Genomic DNA, 19,620 nt, shown 5'->3' with positions numbered 1-19,620 from the left:
ACCATTGCATTTCGCGTGCCGGGAAGTTCATGCGGTCGGATCAGGCCGGCGGCCCCTCGGCCAGCGTGACGTTTTCGGTACGGGCGACGCCGGACTTGGAGGTGAAGCTGATCGCGATCGAGTCGCCAGGGTGGTGCGGTGTGAGCGCGTCCGACAGCGCGGTCGCCGAGTTGATCGGCACCCCGTCGATGGCGGTGATCACATCACCGACGGCGATTCCGACCGACGCGGCCGGAGCCGTGCCCACCACACGTTGCACCCGGGCACCGGCACCGTTGTTGTCGACGACGCCGAGGCCGAGGAATGCCGTCGGCCCGACGTGCACGGTGGGCGAACCGCCGCCGGAGCGGATCTGGTTCGCAATGCCGATCGCGGTGCCGACCGGGATGGCGAAGCCCTGCCCGCCGGACAGCTGGAAGTTCTCGGTGGCAGCGGTGTTCATGCCGACCACCTGACCGGCAGCGTTGACAACCGGACCACCCGAGTCGCCCGGCTGGATCGCGCCGTCGAACTGGATCAGCCCGTTCAGGGTCTCCTCGGCGCCGGTCAGGGCGTCGGAAGCCTGCACGGTCTGCCCGACGGCAATCACCCGGCCCGGAACAGCCCGGGGGGCACCGCCCTGGCCGCCGGTGTTGCCCAGCGCCACGACGGGCTCACCGACACTCACCGGGCCGCCGATCGCCGCGGTGGGGAGACCGCCGGCGCCGCGCAACTGCAGCACCGCGACGTCCTGCGTACGGTCGTAACCGACGACGTCGACCCCGTAGGTGCGGCCGTCGCCGACGCTGAACGCGCTGATGTCGGTAGCGCCGGAGATGACGTGGTTGTTGGTCAGGATCACGCCGTTGGGGTCGATGACGATGCCGGTTCCGGCACCCACCGCGTTGTTGTAGCCCAGCTTGGTGTTGATGTTGACCACCTGCGGGCCGACCTGCGCCACGGCCGCGGCCGGGTCGAGCGGAACCTTGGGAAACTCTTTCAGCGGCGTCGCCAGGGCCGGCGCCGCCGGACCGACGCCGGAGGTCAACCCGATCAGGGTCAATACGGCGACCAACCATGCCCACCTGATAGTGCGGTGGCGCGATTTGCTCATCCGGTAATCCTCCTGCGTCGAATGAAGAATTCAATTAACCCGGCCGTAAGCGCCGGATGATGGCGGACGTTGTTGCCACCACCGTAATCCAGATACCCACTAATGCGGTGGTCAGACCCCGAAATGGCGAAATCCTCCCCCGAGCACCGTCCAGAAACCGCTCCGAATCCTGCCCGCGAAAACGCGAAAATGTCGTCGGATTGCGCCGTTATCGCGAATGTGTGAGCAGCGACACTCTTTTAGCGCCCCGCCTTAGGGTGGTGCGGTGGACTTCGAACCACGGTCGGCGTTCGCGACCTCGCCGGTCGCGCGGCTGGCCACGGTCACCTCGTCTGGCCGGCCGCACCTGGTGCCGGTGGTATTCGCTGTGCAGTTCGACCAGAACAACGGTGTCGTCTACACCGCGGTGGACGCCAAGCCGAAGAGCACCCAGCGGCTGCGCCGGCTAAAGAACATCAAAGCCAATGCGGCGGTCAGTCTGCTGGTGGACCACTACGCCGACGACTGGGCTCAATTGTGGTGGGTTCGCGTGGACGGCACCGCAACGATCGCGCAGGACGGCGCCGCCTTAACCACCGGATACCGATTACTGCGGGCGAAATACGACCAGTATCAATCCGTTTCGTTGAATGGCCCGGTGATAGCGATCACCGTGACCCGCTGGTCCAGCTGGCACGCCTGACTTTCCGGCGCCGCCGGCCCTTGTGCTGAACGGCCGTTGGGGGAAAAGTTGGCGTTGCGTCCTGTGGGCTGGATCACGCCGCGTACGGGAGTCGGCGGCCACGCACCCAGGAAGAACTGGAGGAACGTCATGGCCGACAGAGTGAGTACTTCCCAGGGCGCGGGCGCTGCCCCGACCGCGAGCGCGCCGGACGGCATCCGCAATGTCGTGCTTGTCGGCCCGTCCGGAGGCGGCAAGACCACCCTCGTCGAAGCACTGCTGGTCGCCGGCGGAGTGTTGTCCCGGCCCGGCTCCGTCGTCGACGGGAGCACGGTCTGCGACTTCGACGACGCCGAGATCCGCCAACAACGCTCGGTGGGTGTGGCGGTGGCGTCGCTGGCCCACGGCGGCATCAAGATCAACCTGGTCGACACGCCCGGGTACGCCGACTTCGTGGGTGAATTGCGGGCCGGGCTGCGCGCCGCCGACTGCGCACTGTTCGTCATCGCGGCGAACGAGGACGTCGACGAACCGACCAAATCGCTCTGGCAGGAGTGCAGCCAGGTCGGGATGCCGCGGGCGGTGGTCATCACCAAGCTCGACCACGCCCGCGCTAACTACCAGGAGGCGTTGGCGGCGGCGCAGAATGCATTTGGCGACAAGGTATTACCCCTCTACCTGCCGACCTCGGCGACCGACTGCGCCGGCCTGATCGGCTTGCTCTCGCAAACCAGGTACACCTATGCCGACGGCAAGCGCACCACGTCGTCACCCGAGGCCGACGATGCCGAACTGATCGAGGAAGAGCGCGGCACCCTTATCGAAGGGATCATCGAGGAGTCCGAGGACGAGTCGCTGATGGAGCGCTACCTCGGCGGCGAGTCGATCGACGAGTCCGTGCTGATCGAGGATCTGGAGAAGGCAGTCGCGCGCGGCTCGTTCTTCCCGGTGATCCCGGTGTGCAGCAGCACGGGCGTGGGCACGCAGGAACTGCTCGAGGTGATCACCCGCGGCTTCCCGTCGCCGATGGAACACCCGCTGCCCGAGGTGTTCACCCCCCAAGGCGCGGCCCACGAAGAGCTGGCCTGCGACGTCAATTCGCCGTTGCTGGCCGAAGTGGTCAAGACGACGTCCGATCCCTACGTCGGACGGGTCAGCCTGGTCCGGGTGTTCTCCGGGATGATCAAGCCGGACGCGACCGTCCATGTGTCAGGCCATTTCTCGTCCTTCTTCGGAGGCGGCGACACCAACGGTGGAGCCACTCACTCCCACCCCGACCACGACGAGGACGAGCGCATCGGCGTCCTGTCCTTCCCGCTGGGCAAGCAGCAACGGCCCGCCCCGGCCGTGGTCGCCGGGGACATCTGCGCGATCGGCAAGCTGAGCCGCGCCGAAACCGGGGACACGCTGTCGGACAAGTCCGAGCCGCTGGTGCTCAGGCCCTGGACGATGCCGGAACCGCTGCTGCCGGTCGCCATTGCCGCACACGCCAAGACCGACGAGGACAAGCTGTCGGTCGGGCTGGGCAGGCTGGCCGCCGAAGACCCGACGCTGCGGATCGAACAGAATCCGGAGACCCATCAGGTGGTGCTCTGGTGCATGGGCGAGGCGCATGTCGGCGTGGTGCTCGATGCGCTGGCCAACCGCTACGGCGTCACTGTCGACACCGTCCAACTGCGGGTGCCGCTGCGGGAGACGTTCGGCGGCAAGGCGAAAGGGCATGGCCGGCACGTCAAACAGTCCGGCGGGCACGGCCAGTATGCGGTGTGCGACATCGAGGTGGAGCCGCTGCCGGAAGGTTCGGGATTCGAGTTCCTGGACAAGGTCGTCGGGGGCGCCGTGCCGCGCCAGTTCATCCCCAGTGTGGAGAAGGGCGTCCGCGCGCAGATGGAGAAGGGCGTGCATGCCGGATATCCGGTGGTAGACATCCGCGTCACCCTGCTCGACGGCAAGGCGCACAGCGTGGACTCGTCGGACTTCGCGTTCCAGATGGCCGGCGCGCTGGCGCTGCGCGAAGCCGCCGCGGCGACGCGGGTCGTGCTGCTGGAGCCGATCGACGAGATCTCGGTGCTGGTGCCCGACGATTTCGTCGGCGCGGTCATGGGTGACCTCTCCGGCCGGCGTGGCCGGGTGCTTGGCACCGACACGGCCGGTAATGAGCGCACCGTGGTCAATGCCGAAGTGCCGCAGGTGGAACTGACCCGCTACGCCATCGACCTGCGTTCGCTCGCGCACGGCGCGGCGTCGTTCACCCGCTTGTTCGCCCGCTATGAACCGATGCCCGAATCCGCAGCTGCCCGGGTGAAGGCCACGGCGTAGCCGCCGATGTCGACGGTCGACGGACTCCCGGCGCACATCCTGCTCAATCACCTCGTTGTGGTGCTCGGTCCGCTGGCGGCGATCCTGGCGATCCTGTGTGCGGTGTGGGCGGCGGCGCGCCGACGGTTCATCTGGCTAACCCTGGTGCTGGCGGCCGTAACCCTGGCCGTCACGCCGTTGACCACGTCCTCGGGTAGCTGGCTGGCCGGCAAAGTCGGCGATTCACCGTCGCTGGCCCGGCACGCGGCGCTGGGTGAGACGCTGGCCTACTTCGCCTCGGCACTGGTCGTCGCCGTCACCCTGTTGGCCGTCGTGCATCTACGCCTGGCCCGCGGCCGAACCGTGAAACCCGCTGCGCACGCAGTGATCGCCGTGCTCGTGGTCGCCGCCGCGGCCGCGACGCTGGTACAGACCTACCGGGTCGGGGATTCGGGCGCGCGGGCCGCGTGGGGCAGCGTCGCGGCCGCGTCCGTCAGTCGGTCCCCGGGCTGAAGCGCTGCGCGACGGCGCGGCGGTCCAGCGAGCCTTTGGCGGTGTGCGGCAGCTCGTCGGCCACCTGGAAGATTGCCGGGATTTCGAAGGGCGCCAGCCGGTCCCGGCAGAACTCGATGAGTTCGTCGGCGCTCGGGGCACTGTCCCGGGGCACGATGACCGCGGCGACCGCTTCCCCGTACATCGGGTGCGGCACCCCGAACACCCCGACTTCCAGCACGTTCGGGTGGGTGGCCAGCACACCCTCGACCCGTTCGGGCGAAATCTTCTCCCCGCCCCGGTTGATGAGTTCCTTGATCCGGCCGCGGATGCTCAGATCCCCGTCCTGCGACAGCGTTCCCAGGTCCCCGGTGCGCAGCCAACCGTCGGTGAAGTTTGCCGCGGTGATCTTCGGGTCACCCAGGTAACCGCGCACCACGGTGCGGCCGCGCAGCCACACCTCCCCGACGGCGCCCGGCGCAACGGGCTGTCCATCCGGGCCGGCGATGCGGATCTCGGGGCCAGTGGAGCGGCCCACCAAACCCGTTGCAGCGGCGGGGTTCACCTCCTGGTCGATGCCGGTGGTGGCGACCTGATGGGTAGCCTCGGTCATGCCGAATGCGCACAACACCGGCGCGCAGAATTGGGTTTGCAGCGCCTTGGCCACCTCGGGCGTCAACGGCGCACTGCAGCTGCGGATGAAACGCAAAGCGGCCTCGATGTTTTCGGCTCCACCGTCCGTCACCCGCTCCAACAGAATCTGGTGAATCGTCGGAACGGCGGTGTACCAGGTGGCCTTGACGGTCTCGATGTCGTCCCAAAAGGTGTGCGCCGAAAACCGTCCGCGAGCCGGCAGCAACACCGCACCACCCGACGCCAGCGTCGACAGCAGCGCGGCGACCAGCCCGTGGCCGTGGTACAGCGGCATCACCGCGACCGTCGCGTCCTGCGGTCCCAACTCGTATCCGGCGATGATCGCCTGGACCGAGGCGACGATGTTGTCGTGTGTCCACGGGACCATCTTGGGCAACCCGGTGGTCCCGCCGGTGAACATGATCATCGCGTCGTCCACCCGCAATCCCTCTGGAGAGGAGCTGCTCGGGTTGGCGGCGGTGGCCGAGTCCAGATGCACGGACAGCTCGCGCTTGACGGCATCGCGGCCGACGGTCACCGCGATCGGCCACCACGGCATCGACGGTTCGGATTTGTCTCCCGGACCCTCGCCGTCGACAAGCACCACCCGGGCGCCGACCGCCTCACTGCGGGCCCGTTGGTCACCGACCGGCAGCGCCGGGTCGAGCGGGACCACGACCAGTTTCGCGCGCAACGCCGCCAACAGGGCAACGACGAACTCGGCGTTGCTGGCCGCCCGCAGCGCCACCCGGTCACCCTGGGCCAGGCCGGCCGCGGTCAGCTGCCCGGCCAGGTCGTCGACCAGTCGCATCAGGTCCCGGTAGCTGACCGGGACGCGCTCGGCAGTGACGACGACGGCGGGCGCGTCGGGCAGGTGTGCGGCCGTGCTCGCGATCAGATCGGCGATGCCGGAGGTCGGCTCGACGAGCGCCTGGTTGCTGGTGATCTGTTCCGATGTCATCCCTCGCTCCTTCCGGCTGCACCTGCGTCGTGCCGGTGTCCTAAACGAAACCCTGCCGGTGATCGACAGGGGCTGTCCAATACCCATCCGCTAATGGTCAATAGACGGCATGAATCGTCGAATAAGGATCCGGTCTTGGACATAGTCGAGTGTCGCGACAACAGTGAGGAACCATGACCACGCAATCCAGCCTGACCGACGGCTTTCAGCTCGTGGTGGACGCGCTGCAAGCCAACGGCGTCGACACCATCTACGGAGTCGTCGGAATCCCGATCACCGACCTCGCGCGCACCGCGCAGGCCGCGGGCATCCGCTACATCGGCTTCCGCCACGAGGGTTCCGCCGGCAACGCCGCCGCCGCCGCGGGGTTCTTGAGCCAACGGCCCGGCGTGTGCCTGACGACGTCCGGGCCCGGGTTCCTCAACGGTCTGCCTGCGCTGGCCAACGCCACCACGAACTGTTTCCCGATGATCCAGATCTCCGGGTCGAGTGCCCGGCCGCTGGTGGACCTGCAACGCGGTGAGTACCAGGACCTCGACCAGCTCAACGCCGCGCGCCCATTCGCCAAGGCGGCGTACCGGATCGGCCGGGTCGAGGACATCGGCCGGGGCGTCGCGCGGGCGATCCGCACCGCGATCTCCGGCCGGCCGGGCGGGGTCTACCTCGACATCCCAGGTGAGGTGCTGGGCCAGGTCATGCCGGCAGCGGCCGGTGCCGCGTCGATCTGGCAGGTCGTGGATCCCGCGCCGCGCCAGCTGCCGGCACCCGAGGCGGTCGAGCGTGCGCTGGGCATCCTGGGCCGCGCCTCCCGACCGCTGATCGTGCTGGGCAAGGGTGCCGCATATGCCCAGGCCGACAACGCGATTCGGCAGTTCGTCGAGACCACCGGGTTCCCCTTCCTGCCGATGTCGATGGCCAAAGGCCTGTTACCGGACTCGCACCCGCAGTCGGCTGCCGCCGCGCGCTCCCTGGCGATCGCCCGGGCCGACGCGGTGTTACTGGTCGGTGCGCGGTTGAATTGGCTTCTCGGGCATGGCGACTCACCGCAATGGTCGGAGGGCGCCGAGTTCATCCAGATCGATATCGCCGCGTCGGAGTTCGACAGCAATCAGCCGATCGCCGCACCGTTGACCGGAGACATCGGCTCGGTCATGACTGCTCTGCTCGAGGCCGTGAGCGTGCAACCGGTGAGCGCCCCGGCGGCGTGGACTGACGAGATCGCCGAACGCAAGGCCCGCAACGACGCGAAGATGCGGGAGCGGCTGGCCGAGAATCCGCACCCGATGCGGTTCTACAACGCGCTGGGCGCCATTCGGACTGTGCTGCAGAGCAACCCGGATGTCTATGTGGTCAACGAGGGAGCCAATGCGCTTGACCTGGCTCGCAACGTCATCGAGATGGAGTTGCCGCGGCACCGGCTCGACACCGGCACCTGGGGCGTGATGGGCATCGGAATGGGCTATGCGATCGCCGCGGCGGTCGAGACCGGGCGGCCCGTGGTGGCCATCGAGGGCGACAGCGCATTCGGCTTCAGCGGCATGGAGATCGAGACCATCTGCCGCTACCGGTTACCGGTCATCGTCGTCGTGCTCAACAACGGCGGCGTCTACCGCGGCGACGAGGCCGTCTCCGGGACCGACCCGGCACCCACCGTGCTCAACGCCGGCGCCCGGCACGAGCTGCTGGCAGAAGCGTTCGGCGGCAAGGGATATCACGTGACCAAGCCGGCCGAACTCGAGGCCGCGCTGACCGAGGCATTGGCCGCGCGGGGGCCCGCACTCATCGACTGCGAACTCGACCCCGCCGCGGGGGTGGAGAGCGGGCATCTCGCCAGCCTCAACCCGGCCCGGGCTAACGCCCCTGCGTGAGCCCGCGCAACTGGGCGTCGAAGAACTCGTCGAGCGCGAGCTGCTGCGCCGAGGCGACGAGCGCACGGGCAACGGGTGATCCCGGCCCGGTTGCAATGGTGGCCAACGCAATCGGGGCGCGCAGGGCCGGATCGATCAGCTCGACCGCCCGGATCTCGCCGCGGGCCGGCGTCATCCACAACCAGGTATGCGGAACAATGGTTGCCCAGTTCCCGTTGGCCACCTGCGCGAACAGGGAGGCCACCGAGTCCGTTTCGACCTGGGGCCGGACGGTGATGCCGTGGTCGGCGAAGGCCCCGTCGATGACCTGTCGGTCCCGCATATCCGGCGTGAGCAACGCCAGCGGTAGTTGCGCCGCCTCCGGCCACCGCATTCCGGAGGCCCCGGGCGGCAGCATGTCCGCGCGGGCCAACAACACATAGTGTTCGTCGTAGAGCGGCACCAATGCCACGTCCTGGCCCGCCTCGGGAGCCGGATGGACGATCACCGCGTCCAACTCGAACTCGTGCAGCCGCCGGTACAGCTCGGTTGCGGCCAGCCGTGAGCTGATTTGCACCTTTGCCAAGGGGTGCGCCGAGCAGAACGCCGACAACACCAGCGAAGCGGTCGTCGAGGCGGTCGGCACGGTGCCCAGGCGCAGGGTTCCGGCGATGCCCGACTGCACCGCGTGCACCTCGGCCTTGAACGCGTCATGCTCGGCCAGAATCCGCTTGGCCCACACCACCAACCGCTCCCCCTCGGGCGTCAGGCCCTCGAAGCTGTGACCCCGGTGGATCAGCGTCACATTCAGTTCGCGTTCCAGCTTGGCGATAGCCGCGGACAGCGCCGGCTGGGACACGAAACACTTCTCGGCGGCGCGAGCGAAGTGGCGCTCCTGGGCCACGGCGACGAAGTACTCCAGCTGGCGAAAGAGCACCCGCACCTCCTTTGGCGGCGGGCCCGGCCCGGCCCCGGCTCCCGCTGAGGCTAACGCGTCCATCCCGGCCCGGCCAGCCCGCTGACCAACCCGCGTGGGCTACGCCGAAATTGTTTGCTATGGCCCGCCCCGAACGGATAACCACTAGAATATTGGGTGTGTTTGTCGCACCAACCCGAAGGGTGAACGCCATGCGTCGAGCGGTTCGGTATCTATTCGTGGTGGTGGCAATCACGACGATGGCCGCGGCCGGGTCCGGCAGTCCGGCCACCGGCGCCGTCCCGGTGCCACATCCGTTGCCCGCGGTGGCATCGATCTTCCCGTCCGATGGGGCCGTTGTGGGCGTGGGCGCCCCGGTCGAGGTGATGTTCGCCGCGCCGGTAATCGACCGTCGCGCCGCCGAACGAGCCATCCACGTCGGCGCACCGGCCAACATCACCGGTCACTACCAGTGGCTGGATGGCAATGTCGTGCAATGGATCCCGGATCAGTACTGGCCCGCGCACACCCGGATCTCGGTAGGTGTGCAGGAGTTGACCGAGGGTTTCGAGACGGGTGACGCCCTGCTGGGGGTCGCCAGCATCTCCGCTCACACATTCACCGTCAGCCGCAACGGCGAAGTGCTGCGCACCATGCCGGCCTCGATGGGCAAGCCGAGCCGGCCCACGCCGATCGGCAATTTCAACGCCATGTCGAAGGAACGCTCGGTCGTGATGGACTCCCGCACCATCGGCATCCCGCTGAATTCCTCGGACGGTTACCTGATCACCGCCCAATACGCGGTGCGGGTCACCGGCAGTGGGGTGTACGTCCACTCGGCGCCGTGGTCGGTGAACTCGCAGGGCTATGCCAATGTCAGTCACGGCTGCATCAACCTGAGCCCGGACAACGCGGCCTGGTACTTCAACATGGTCACGATCGGCGACCCGATCAACGTGGTGGCCTGAATCCACTCGCGATAACGCGGGTGTGGCGACGGTCACACCCTTGACCCGGAAGACGGACTGCGGTCGATCGGTTTGCGCTAGATAGCGAAGCGAACGAAAGGCTGACCATGACCGGTCCGCAGGAACATCGACTCAACCAACGCATTCAGCGACTTTTCGCAGAGGACGAGCAGTTCCGGCGGGCCGAACCCGATCCCGCGATCCGCGCCGCGGCACGGCAGCCCGGGTTGCGGTTGCCGCAGGTGATCCAGACGTTGGTCGACGGCTACGCCGACCGTCCCGCGATGGGCTGGCGGGCATCGGAACTCACCACCGATCCGGCCACCGGCCGCACGGTCGCGCGACTGCTGCCCCGATTCGACACCATCACCTACCGCGACCTGTGGGCCAACGTGCAGGCGATTGCGGCGGCCTGGCAGCACGACCCGGTCAATCCGAGCGCGCCCGGGGATTTCGTGGCGACCGTCGGGTTCGCAAGTGTGGAGTACCTGACCGTCGATCTGGTCTGTGGCTATCTGGGGCTGGTGGCCGTGCCGTTGCAGCACAACACCACCGCGTCGCGATTGCAGCCCATCCTGGCCGAGGTCGAACCGCAGACATTGGCGGCCAGTGCCGATTACCTGGACCTGGCCACCGAAGCCGCCGCCGGCATCAAGTCCGTACGCCGCCTGGTGGTCTTCGACTACCGGCCCGAGATCGACGACCACCGGGACGGATTGGAGCGGGCCCGCGCCAGGTTCGCCGAGGCCGGCCTGACTGTGACCATCGAGATCCTGACCGACGTGATCGCGCACGGACGCGCATTGTCACCCGCAACGATGTACACCGGCGACACCGACCAACGGCTGGCCATGATCATGTACACCTCCGGCAGCACCGGGTTGCCCAAGGGCGCAATGTATTCCGAGCGAATGGTGGTCAAGATCTGGACCAACGAGTTGATGCCGAGATACGACCACATTCCGGTGTTCAACGTGAACTTCATGCCGCTGAATCACCTCGGCGGCCGCATCCCGCTGTCCTCGGCGTTCCAGGCCGGCGGCACCAGCTACTTCGTCCCGGAAAGCGACCTGTCCACGCTGTTCGAGGACTGGAACCTGGTGCGTCCCACCGAGATGGGTTTGGTCCCGAGGGTCGCCGAGATGCTCTATCAGAGCTACCAGAGCGCCGTGGACCGGCGAGTCTTCGACGGAGCCGACGTCGATGCGGCCGAGGCGGCGGCCCGGGAAGAATTGCGCGAGCAGGTACTCGGGGGGCGGGTAGTCACGAGCTTCACCGGTACCGCCCCGCTGGCGGCGGAGATGCGAACCTTCATCGAGACCTGCCTCGACGTGCATCTGCTGGACGGCTACGGCCTGACCGAAGTCGGCATGGTCGCCAAGGACGGCCTGGTGACCAAGCCACCGGTGATCGACTACAAGCTGATCGACGTCCCCGAGCTCGGTTATTTCCTTACCGACAAACCGTTTCCACGCGGTGAGCTGCTGGTGAAGTCGGCGACGTCCTTCTCCGGGTACTACAAGCGGCCCGACGTGACCGCCAACGCATTCGACCCGGACGGGTATTACCGGACCGGCGATGTGATGGCCGAACTCGAACCGGACCGACTGGCCTATGTCGACCGGCGCAACAACGTCTTGAAGCTGGCGCAGGGCGAGTTCGTCGCCGTGGCCCGACTGGAGGCGATCTTCGCCAGCGCGCCGCTGGTCCGGCAGATTTTCGTCTACGGCAACAGCGAACGCCCGTATCTGCTGGCCGTAGTGGTACCCACCACCGAGGCACTGCAGCGGTTCGGCGATGACGACGCCGCCCTCAAGGCCGCGTTGAGTGAATCCCTGCGCCAGACAGCCAAATCCGCGGAGCTGCAATCCTACGAGGTGCCCGCGGATTTCCTGGTCGAGCTCGAGCCGTTCAGCTCCGACAACGGGCTGCTGTCCGGGGTCGGCAAGCTGCTGCGCCCCAAGCTCAAGGAGCACTACGGCGAACGGCTCGAGCGGCGGTATGCCGAGCTGGCCGATACCCGGGTGGCCGAGTTGCGGTCGTTGCGCGAAAGTGCGGGCGAGCGGCCGGTTATCGATACCGTGGCACGCGGGGCCGAGGCCCTGCTTGGCCTGGTCGGCGGTGCACCCGGGCCCGATGAGCACTTCACCGATCTCGGCGGCGATTCCCTGTCGGCACTGACGTTCTCCAACCTGCTGCGCGACATCTTTAACGTCGAGGTTCCAGTGGGTTTGATCATCGGGCCAACCAGCAATCTGGCCCAGATCGCCGACTACGTGGCGGCCGAACGTGAATCAGCCTCGAAGCGACCCACTTTCGCCAACGTGCATGGCCGGGGCGCGGCACAGGCCCGGGCTGCCGACCTGACGCTGGACAAGTTCATCGATGCGGCCACCCTGGCCGTTGCCGGCTCGCTGCCCCACATCACCGGGACGCGGCAGACGGTGCTGCTGACCGGAGCCAACGGGTACCTCGGGCGTTTCCTGGCGCTGGAATGGCTGGAGCGGCTCGCCGAGACCGGCGGACGTCTTATCTCAGTCCTGCGGGGCGCCGACGAAACAGCGGCCCGGCAGCGACTCGAGGATGCGTACCGCGCCGGGGATCCCGAGCTGCTGGAGAAGTTCCGGGCACTGGCGGCCGACCATCTCGAGATCGTCGTCGGCGACATCGGCGAACCCAATCTCGGCCTGTCCGAGGAGGTTTGGCAGCGGCTCGCCGATACCGTGGATCTGATCGTGCATCCGGCCGCGCTGGTCAACCACGTGCTGCCCTACGATCAGTTGTTTGGGCCCAACGTGGTCGGTACCGCCGAGGTGATCCGCCTGGCGATCACCGGCCGAATCAAGCCGATCACCTACCTGTCGACGGTGGCGGTCGCCATGACCGTCGACACGTTCGACGAAGACGGCGACATCCGGACCGTCAGCCCGGTGCGCACCATCGACGACAGCTACGCCAACGGATACGCGAACAGCAAGTGGGCCGGTGAGGTGCTGCTGCGCGAAGCACACGATTTGTGCGGCCTGCCGGCGGCGGTGTTCCGCTCGGACATGATTCTGGCCCACAGTGACTTCCCGGGTCAGTTGAACGTCCCGGATGCGTTCACCCGGTTGATCTTCAGCTTGCTGGTAACCGGTATCGCGCCGGAGAGTTTCTACCGGACCGTCCCGGGAGGTCCCCGTCCGCGCGCCCACTACGACGGGTTGCCGGCCGACTTCGTGGCCGAGGCGGTCACCACGCTCGGCGCGCAGGCGACCGACGCCTACCATTCGTTCGACGTGATGAACCCGCACGACGACGGCATCTCGCTCGATGTGTTCGTGGACTGGCTGATCAAGGGCGGCAATGACATCCGGCGTATCGCCGACTACGACGAGTGGCTGAGCCGCTTCGAGACCGCGCTACGGGCGTTGCCCGAGGGCCAGCGCCAATACTCGCTACTGCCGTTGCTGGATTCCTACCGCATTCCCCAGCAACCCTTGCCCGGAGCGCCGGCGCCTACCGACGTATTCCGCACCGCGGTGCAGGACGCGAAAATCGGTTCGGACAAGGACATTCCACACCTTTCCGCGGCCCTGATCGACAAGTACGTCGCCGATCTGAAGCTGCTCGGTCTCGTCTGAGCGAAACCGCGGCCTTCAGGCCACCCCGGTCTGGATCACCTTGACCACCACCAGCACCACGGCCAGGACCAGATAGCCGCGCAGCGTCAACAAACCGGCCCGCCGCGCCGGTGACATGGCCGGCCGGGCAAGTGTCGCAAGCGCGGGAGTGCGCCAGTCGGCGAGTTCCCGTCGGCGAATTTCGCGACGCTCGGCACGCCTCAGCTTCACAGTAAAATGGTCACCGCCGATCGGCCGGTCATAACGGCGGCCGGCCAGGACCACCACGGCACCGCCCACGACTCCGGCGGCCGCGCCGGCAATGAGCCCGATCTCGATGGTCGCCGTGGACAGCTTCGGGAAGAAGGTTGCCGCCGTCAACGCCAAGGACAGCAGCACCAGGCACCACACGGTTGTCCACGCGAAGATGTTCTGCCGCAATGTGTTCACCCACGGGCCCAGCACATCGCGGTCGTTGCACAACAGGACTAGGAACACCGTCGCCGAGGGCAGCAACACACCGGCGAGCGCCTGCACGCCCTGGGTCACCAAGCCCAGCACGTGGTCGGGGCTGAACGCGATAGCCGCGGACACTGCTAGCAGCAGGGCGTAGGCACCATAGAACAACGGGGCCTCGCCGATCTTCCAGTGCAGGGAGTGCCGCCTGCCCATCGCGTCACCCACGGCGTAGGTGGTGGCCAGTCCAATGGCGTTGGCGCCGATCAGGGATGCGTCCAGCAGGATGATCGCGAACAGGACTCCCACCGTGCTGCCGAACCGGTGCGCCAGACCCGATGCCACGGCGCCGGCGTCGGTGAAGGCGCCCACGTCGGCGTCGCCGGACAATCCGAACGCGGTCACCGCCATCAGCGCTGTCGCCCCGGCCATCACCACGACGATGCCCAGCACCAAATCGGCTCGCGCATAGGGAATCCAACGGGTGGTGATGCGCTTGTCCACCACATTGGACTGCTGGAAGAACAACTGCCAGGGCGCCACCGTGGTGCCCACGATCGCCACGACCAGCAACAGCACCGTGGAGTTGAGCCCGCCCGGAACTGCGGGGCCAGTCCGTGCACCGTCTCTTTCCAGGTGGGATGCACGAACAGGATCATCGGGATCATCACCACGTTCACCGCGATCAGCACGAACATCAGTGCCTCCCAGCGCCGGAACGAGCCACCGGCCACCACGGCGAACAACAGCACGGCCGCGACGGGGATCGCCACGATCTTCGGGCAGCCCAGGAACCCCAACGCCAATGCGACGCCGATGAATTCGGTGACGATCGTCAAAGCGTTCAGGACTAACAGATCGATGACGCTGAACGCGCCCCAGAATTTGCCGAACCGTTCGAATACCAGGCGCGCGTGCCCGACCCGGGTGACCGCGCCCAGCCGTAACACCATCTCCTGGTTGACATAGAGCACGGGAATCATCAATGCCAGCGTCCACAGCAGGGCCATCCCGTAGTTCTGCCCGGCCTGCGCGTACGTCGCGACACCACCGGCGTCGTTGTCACCGACCATTGCGATCAGCCCGGGACCGCTGATCACCATCAGCGTGCGCAGGCGGCGCCAACGACCGGCGACGGCGGCATCCCGGCCGATGCGGCCGAACGCCCCGACGATGTCTCCCGTGTGTGCCGAGTCCAGCGGCTCGGAAAGGGTTGGCAGTAACCGGCTCTCGCTCGAGATCGCAGTCATGGAATAAGTCGGCGATCATCGCGACCGGCATCCGGGCCACGTATGCGTTGGCCCGGTCCTGCGGCGTCATCTCGAGTGCTGCGGTCCAGGCCTCGCCCAAGCGACGACACAGGCGGCGAATTGCGCGGCGGCGCAGCGCGGGACGGGGTGCCGGAACGAGGTGGAGTGTGGCTGTCGTCGCTGTTGTCGCTGTGGTCATAGGTCTGCTCCTGACGGAAAGCCCGACCGGCGTGCGTCATTCCCGCAACAGTGCAGGCATGGGAGGCAGGAACTCAGGCAGCAGGAAGGCCGGAGCCGGATCGGGACGCGATGGATATGGCATGGGGACTATCGCCTGGACAAGGCACGCTCATCTCGCCCTCACCTCCTCACGGCCAGGACACACGGGGGTGTCACCACTATCACCTGAACGAAAGGGGCGACACTCGGCAGCCACAGCCGCCGAGCGGACGCACCCCTCTCGTCGGAGCTTTGGCACTGCACGGCGTATCCGGCCCGGGGACCGGAAGCCACTTGGGCTCAACCCTTAGGCCGGGAAGAGCTGTCCTGACCCGGGGCGTCTTTCGACGTTCGGGGTCAGTGGCCTGTATCCGTGCAGACGCCTCACCTACCGAGGTGCTTGCAGCCTCCCATGTTGGCACCGGGATGCACACTCGTCAAACGCAGCCGTCGCACACAGGCCTACTGTCGTGGCCATGGCCAACACATTGCGAGACCCCAGGGTCGCCTCGATGCTCGACCGGATGTACACCGCCGCCCAGGACCAGATGACGCTGCTGCGGGACAGACAGGGCGAGTTCAGCCGGCCGATGACCGTGCAGGAGCGCACCGAAGCGATGAGCGAGTTCTACATCCCGGTGACGCCCGAGGCCGGCCGGTTGCTCTACGGACTGGTCCGCGCCACCCGCCCCGGCACGATCGTCGAGTTCGGCATGTCGTTCGGCATCTCGGCGCTGCACCTGGCCGCCGGGGTGCGAGACAACGGCACCGGTCGAGTCGTCACCACCGAACTCAGCGAGACCAAGATCGCAGCGGCGAAGCAGACTTTCGCCGACACCGGGCTCGACGACGTCATCACGATTCTGGAAGGCGATGCACTGGCCACCCTGGCCGAGTTGGACGGAACTATCGATTTCGTGTTGCTGGACGGCTGGAAAGACCTGTACCTGAAGGTAATCCAGCTGCTCGAGCCGTCGCTGTCACCCGGTGCGCTGGTCATTGCGGACAACACCGAGGCCGCGGACACGCGCAGCTATCTCGACCACGTCCGGAATCCGGACAACGGCTACGTGAGCTTCAACTTCCCGGCACGGGCCAGTGACAGCATGGAACTCAGCTGCTGGACAGGCGCCTAGGCCCACTTGTCATCGGACTGACTCCTCCAGCCACGGCAACAACCATTTCACCCCTTCCGGGGTGAGGTGCACGCCGTCGCTGCGCACCTTGATGCCGTCGACCTTCGCGGTGTAAACGCCGTCGGGGCACAGCTTTTTGTTCAGATCCACGATCCCGACGTTGGGGCGCTGTCCGATCGCGTTGCGCAGCATGGTGTTCCACTGGTTGACCCGATCGGGCTGGTCCTCGGGGTACAGCCGGCCGTCGGGCTTCTCCCCGCCCCGACTGTAGGGCACGGTGGCGACCATGACGCGCACGCCGGTGGAGCCCACGATGTCCAGTGCGCGGTTCAGCTCGAATTCGAGGTAGGCGTCGAAGGTCGGGTCGCCGATGTGGGTCCACTTGCCTTCGTTGACCCGGTCAACGGTCTCCCAGCGGCCGATCACGAGCAGCGCGACGTCGGGGCGGTCCTGGCTGATCTGTGTCGCCCAGCGGCCCGGCCAGCCGTCGCATTCCGGTCGCTGCTCCAGGGTTTGACCGATGTACCGGTACGGCGTGCCGCGCACCAGGCTGCAGCCGATGACGGTGTGGTCGAGAAACTTGAAGCCGGGCGTCGGCGGCAGGTAGTGCATCATCGTCCACCCGATCGAGTCGCCGAACACCGAAACGGTGAACGGCTGGTTGGGGTCTCGCGGCCCGGGTGGCGGTGCCAGGACGGCGCCCGGCGGCGACGGGGACACCGCGGCCACCGCCGACACGCCCGGCGGCAGGCCGACTTCGCGCAGTCCCGTGCCGACCGGGACCACCATGATCGTCGCCGCGGCGGCGCTTGCCACGGTGGCCGCGGCGAGCGGCAACAGCGGCACCCGTTGCGGCCGCCAGCGCCGGATCGGTTGTTCGATTGCCCACCAGGACACCGCCGCCACAACGACGGTGGCGGCACAGCGCGCGCTGAACAGGCTCAGCCCCGACCATCCGGTGCGCTCGCCGTTGAGCGCGAGGAAGATCGGCCAGTGCCAGAGGTAGACGCCGTAAGAGATGGTGCCCAGCCACACCAGCGGGCCCCAGGCCAACACCCGGGACACCGCGCCACGCTGTTCGAGCGCGACGGGAGCGACCACCAGGACGGCGGCGATGGCCACCGCGATCAGCAGGCCATGGCGGAACTCGCCGGCGCTGCCGGTCGCGAAGTGGGTGATCGCGGCCAGCGCGGCCAAACCGACCAGCGGCAGCACCCGGGCGATCCGCCGCCCCCATCGGCTGCGGATCAGACACCAGCCCCGGTTCAGCGACGGCCAGTCCCGAACCAGCAGAGCCGACGCGGCGGCACCGACCAGCAACGCCTGCGCACGGGTGTCGGTGCCGAAGTAGATCCGGTCGCGGGTGGCGTCCGAGGTGAACACGATCGCGGCGGCGGCTGACGCCAGGGCGCCCAGGGTGGCGATGAGGAACGCGGCTAACCGCACGTGTCCCACGGTGATCTTGGCGAAGTAGCGCTTGGCGCGCGCGGCCAGCAACAGCGTCACACCGATCAGCAGCAGCGGCCAGACAAAGTAATACTGCTCTTCCACGCCTAGAGACCAGGTGTGTTGCAGTGGCGAGGGCGGGGCGCCCTGGGTGAAGTAGTCGGTCTGCTGGGCCACGAACCGCCAGTTGGCGACCCACAGGAACGCCGCGATCGCGTCGCCGCGCAATCCGTTCTGCGCCTGGTAAGGCAGAAACTCGCGGGCTACTCCAACGGTGAGCACCATCAGCAGTAGCGCCGGCAGCAACCGGCGGGCGCGGCGGATCCAGAAGCCGGTGAGGTCGATGCGCCCGGAGCGTCCCAGCTCGTCGAGTAGCAGGGAGGTGATCAGGAACCCGGACAGGACGAAGAAGACGTCGACACCGATGAATCCGCCGCCGACACCCGGGATGCCGCCGTGCCCGACCAGAACCAGCGCAACGGCGATGGCGCGCAGCCCATCCAGGGCGGGAATGCCGTTTTGCCGCTCCGGCCGGTCCCAGACCGCAAGCCGGCCGACCCGGCGCACCGGCGTCACCCAGCGCGGTTTCGCCGCACGCTTGGCTGCACGTTTTGATGCGGAAAGCGCCGGTGCGGGGTTGTTTCCGCCCGACTCAGTGCTCGCTGTCAGCGCGCCCTGACCGCCTTGCCGTCCGGCGCCGTATTTGATGCCGATACGTCGCTGCCCCTCCTCTTGATCCGAGAAAGTTTAAAGGCGAGGCGCCCGGAAACGCGTACGACACGCGGGATACCGAAGACGCGCAACGGATTTGCTTCGGCGAACCGGTCCGCTCAGGTGCCGGTGAAGGCAGCCGGACGGCGTTGCAGAAATGCTGTCGCGCCCTCGATGAAGTCGTTCGTTCGCACCAATTCGGCCTGACCCGTCATCTCCCGTTGAAGTGCGGGCTCGAGGTCGGCCAGCGCCACGGCGTTGATCGCCGCTTTCGTCTTGGCGAACGCCGGCGCAGGACCCGACAGCAACAGCTCAATGATGCGGTTCGTCTCGGCCTCCAGCTCACCGTGCGGACAGACAGCAGCGATCAGACCCCAGGCCGCTACTTGAGCCGCCGTCAGGCGTTCGTTCAGTAGCACCATCCGCATAGCCCGGGCCCGCCCCGCCGCGGCGGCCAGCAGCGCCGAAGCGCCGGCGTCGGGCATCAGCCCGACCTTGGTGACGCCCATGGTGAAGACCGCCCGCTCGGAGGCGACCACGAGGTCACACGCCAGGGCCAGGGAGACACCGTTGCCCGCCACCGGGCCCTGCACGACGGCGACCACCGGCTGCGGCATCGCGGTGACCGCGCGCACCGCGCGGTTGGCCTGCACGGTGATGTCGATTGCCGCGCCGGCCCCGTGCCAGTCGTCGACTTTCATGCTGGCCCCGGCGCTGAAGCTGCGACCCGCCCCGCTCAGGCGCACCACCTTTACCCGCTGGTCGGCGGCCGCGGCTTCCAGGACATCGGCGAGGCCGGCCAGGACGGGAACCGTCAACGTGTTGAGGTGCTCGGGCCGGTTGATCGTCACCGACAGCACACCACCCGCGACGGTAGCCGAGAGTTCGTCCACTCCGCGCCTCCTTTCATCACTCCAGCATCGTTATCGCT

Annotated in this window: 12 protein-coding genes, 1 pseudogene and 1 riboswitch; of the genes and pseudogenes, 7 read left to right on the top strand and 6 right to left on the bottom strand. The window is 67.4% G+C overall.

Features of this window, described 5'->3' with window-relative positions; all coding sequences use genetic code 11:
• Window positions 1-40: 40 nt before the first annotated feature.
• A complete protein-coding gene (locus A5645_RS05510) occupies window positions 41-1,093 on the bottom strand; it encodes a S1C family serine protease (RefSeq protein WP_065037301.1) in 1,053 nt (350 codons plus the stop codon).
• Between the two features lie 265 nt (window positions 1,094-1,358).
• Here A5645_RS05510 and A5645_RS05505 point away from each other — a divergent pair, with 265 nt between their 5' ends.
• From A5645_RS05505 to A5645_RS05495, 3 genes are all read left to right on the top strand, one after another.
• Entirely contained in the window at window positions 1,359-1,775 is a 417-nt protein-coding gene (locus A5645_RS05505) for a TIGR03668 family PPOX class F420-dependent oxidoreductase (RefSeq protein ID WP_065128788.1), read from the top strand.
• Window positions 1,776-1,904: 129 nt separating this feature from the next.
• Window positions 1,905-4,073: an elongation factor G-like protein EF-G2 gene (locus A5645_RS05500; RefSeq protein ID WP_065128786.1), complete on the top strand. Its 2,169-nt coding sequence runs from the start codon at window positions 1,905-1,907 to the stop codon at window positions 4,071-4,073.
• 6 nt (window positions 4,074-4,079) lie between these two features.
• Window positions 4,080-4,565 (top strand): DUF2231 domain-containing protein, encoded by a 486-nt coding sequence (locus tag A5645_RS05495; protein WP_065128784.1) that lies wholly within the window; start codon window positions 4,080-4,082, stop codon window positions 4,563-4,565.
• On the opposite strand, the gene A5645_RS05490 is transcribed toward A5645_RS05495, so the two are convergent.
• A complete protein-coding gene (locus A5645_RS05490; RefSeq protein WP_065128782.1) occupies window positions 4,546-6,138 on the bottom strand; it encodes a FadD7 family fatty acid--CoA ligase in 1,593 nt (530 codons plus the stop codon). The genes A5645_RS05495 and A5645_RS05490 overlap by 20 nt on opposite strands.
• A 173-nt stretch (window positions 6,139-6,311) precedes the next feature.
• Between A5645_RS05490 and oxc the strand changes: the two genes are divergently transcribed.
• A complete protein-coding gene (gene oxc, locus A5645_RS05485; protein ID WP_065128780.1) occupies window positions 6,312-8,006 on the top strand; it encodes an oxalyl-CoA decarboxylase in 1,695 nt (564 codons plus the stop codon).
• Here oxc and A5645_RS05480 read toward each other — a convergent pair.
• Window positions 7,990-8,922, bottom strand: a complete 933-nt coding sequence (locus A5645_RS05480) for a LysR family transcriptional regulator (protein WP_065128944.1) — start codon at window positions 8,920-8,922, stop codon at window positions 7,990-7,992. The two genes, oxc and A5645_RS05480, sit on opposite strands and share 17 nt — an antisense overlap.
• Window positions 8,923-9,113: 191 nt before the next feature.
• On the opposite strand from A5645_RS05480, the gene A5645_RS05475 reads away from it, so the two are divergent.
• Window positions 9,114-9,869: a L,D-transpeptidase gene (locus tag A5645_RS05475; protein ID WP_065037316.1), complete on the top strand. Its 756-nt coding sequence runs from the start codon at window positions 9,114-9,116 to the stop codon at window positions 9,867-9,869.
• A 107-nt stretch (window positions 9,870-9,976) separates the two neighbouring features.
• Window positions 9,977-13,492, top strand: coding sequence for a carboxylic acid reductase (gene car / locus A5645_RS05470; RefSeq protein ID WP_065128778.1), 3,516 nt, complete (start codon window positions 9,977-9,979; stop codon window positions 13,490-13,492).
• Window positions 13,493-13,507: 15 nt separating this feature from the next.
• On the opposite strand, the pseudogene A5645_RS05465 reads toward car, so the two are convergent.
• A pseudogene (locus A5645_RS05465) lies at window positions 13,508-15,177 on the bottom strand (NRAMP family divalent metal transporter).
• 448 nt (window positions 15,178-15,625) lie between these two features.
• Window positions 15,626-15,799: riboswitch (M-box (ykoK) riboswitch) on the bottom strand.
• Between the two features lie 73 nt (window positions 15,800-15,872).
• On the opposite strand from A5645_RS05465, the gene A5645_RS05460 reads away from it, so the two are divergent.
• The gene (locus A5645_RS05460) at window positions 15,873-16,532 is read left to right on the top strand and encodes an O-methyltransferase (protein WP_065128776.1); all 660 of its coding nucleotides are present in this window, start codon (window positions 15,873-15,875) and stop codon (window positions 16,530-16,532) included.
• Between the two features lie 9 nt (window positions 16,533-16,541).
• Here the strand turns inward: A5645_RS05460 and A5645_RS05455 are convergent, their stop codons facing one another.
• Together A5645_RS05455 and A5645_RS05450 are read right to left on the bottom strand one after the other, a co-directional pair.
• A complete protein-coding gene (locus tag A5645_RS05455) occupies window positions 16,542-18,545 on the bottom strand; it encodes an acyltransferase family protein (RefSeq protein ID WP_065128943.1) in 2,004 nt (667 codons plus the stop codon).
• 263 nt (window positions 18,546-18,808) lie between these two features.
• Complete coding sequence (locus A5645_RS05450) at window positions 18,809-19,582, bottom strand: enoyl-CoA hydratase-related protein (RefSeq protein ID WP_065037293.1); 774 nt, start codon at window positions 19,580-19,582, stop codon at window positions 18,809-18,811.
• Window positions 19,583-19,620: the final 38 nt, after the last annotated feature.

Source organism: Mycobacterium asiaticum (genome assembly GCF_001673635.1).
Taxonomy (GTDB): domain Bacteria; phylum Actinomycetota; class Actinomycetes; order Mycobacteriales; family Mycobacteriaceae; genus Mycobacterium; species Mycobacterium asiaticum_C.
The sequence above is the reverse complement of the archived record's forward strand: the minus strand, read 5'-3'. Positions and strand labels throughout refer to the sequence as shown.

Excerpts from the sequence above, each read along its gene's own strand:
- A5645_RS05500 (WP_065128786.1), top strand. The coding sequence starts at position 1,905 with ATGGCCGACAGAGTGAGTACTTCCCAGGGCGCGGGCGCTGCCCCGACC.
- A5645_RS05490 (WP_065128782.1), bottom strand. The coding sequence starts at position 6,138 with ATGACATCGGAACAGATCACCAGCAACCAGGCGCTCGTCGAGCCGACC.
- A5645_RS05460 (WP_065128776.1), top strand. The coding sequence starts at position 15,873 with ATGGCCAACACATTGCGAGACCCCAGGGTCGCCTCGATGCTCGACCGG.
- A5645_RS05510 (WP_065037301.1), bottom strand. The coding sequence starts at position 1,093 with ATGAGCAAATCGCGCCACCGCACTATCAGGTGGGCATGGTTGGTCGCC.
- A5645_RS05475 (WP_065037316.1), top strand. The coding sequence starts at position 9,114 with ATGCGTCGAGCGGTTCGGTATCTATTCGTGGTGGTGGCAATCACGACG.
- car (WP_065128778.1), top strand. The coding sequence starts at position 9,977 with ATGACCGGTCCGCAGGAACATCGACTCAACCAACGCATTCAGCGACTT.
- A5645_RS05495 (WP_065128784.1), top strand. The coding sequence starts at position 4,080 with ATGTCGACGGTCGACGGACTCCCGGCGCACATCCTGCTCAATCACCTC.
- oxc (WP_065128780.1), top strand. The coding sequence starts at position 6,312 with ATGACCACGCAATCCAGCCTGACCGACGGCTTTCAGCTCGTGGTGGAC.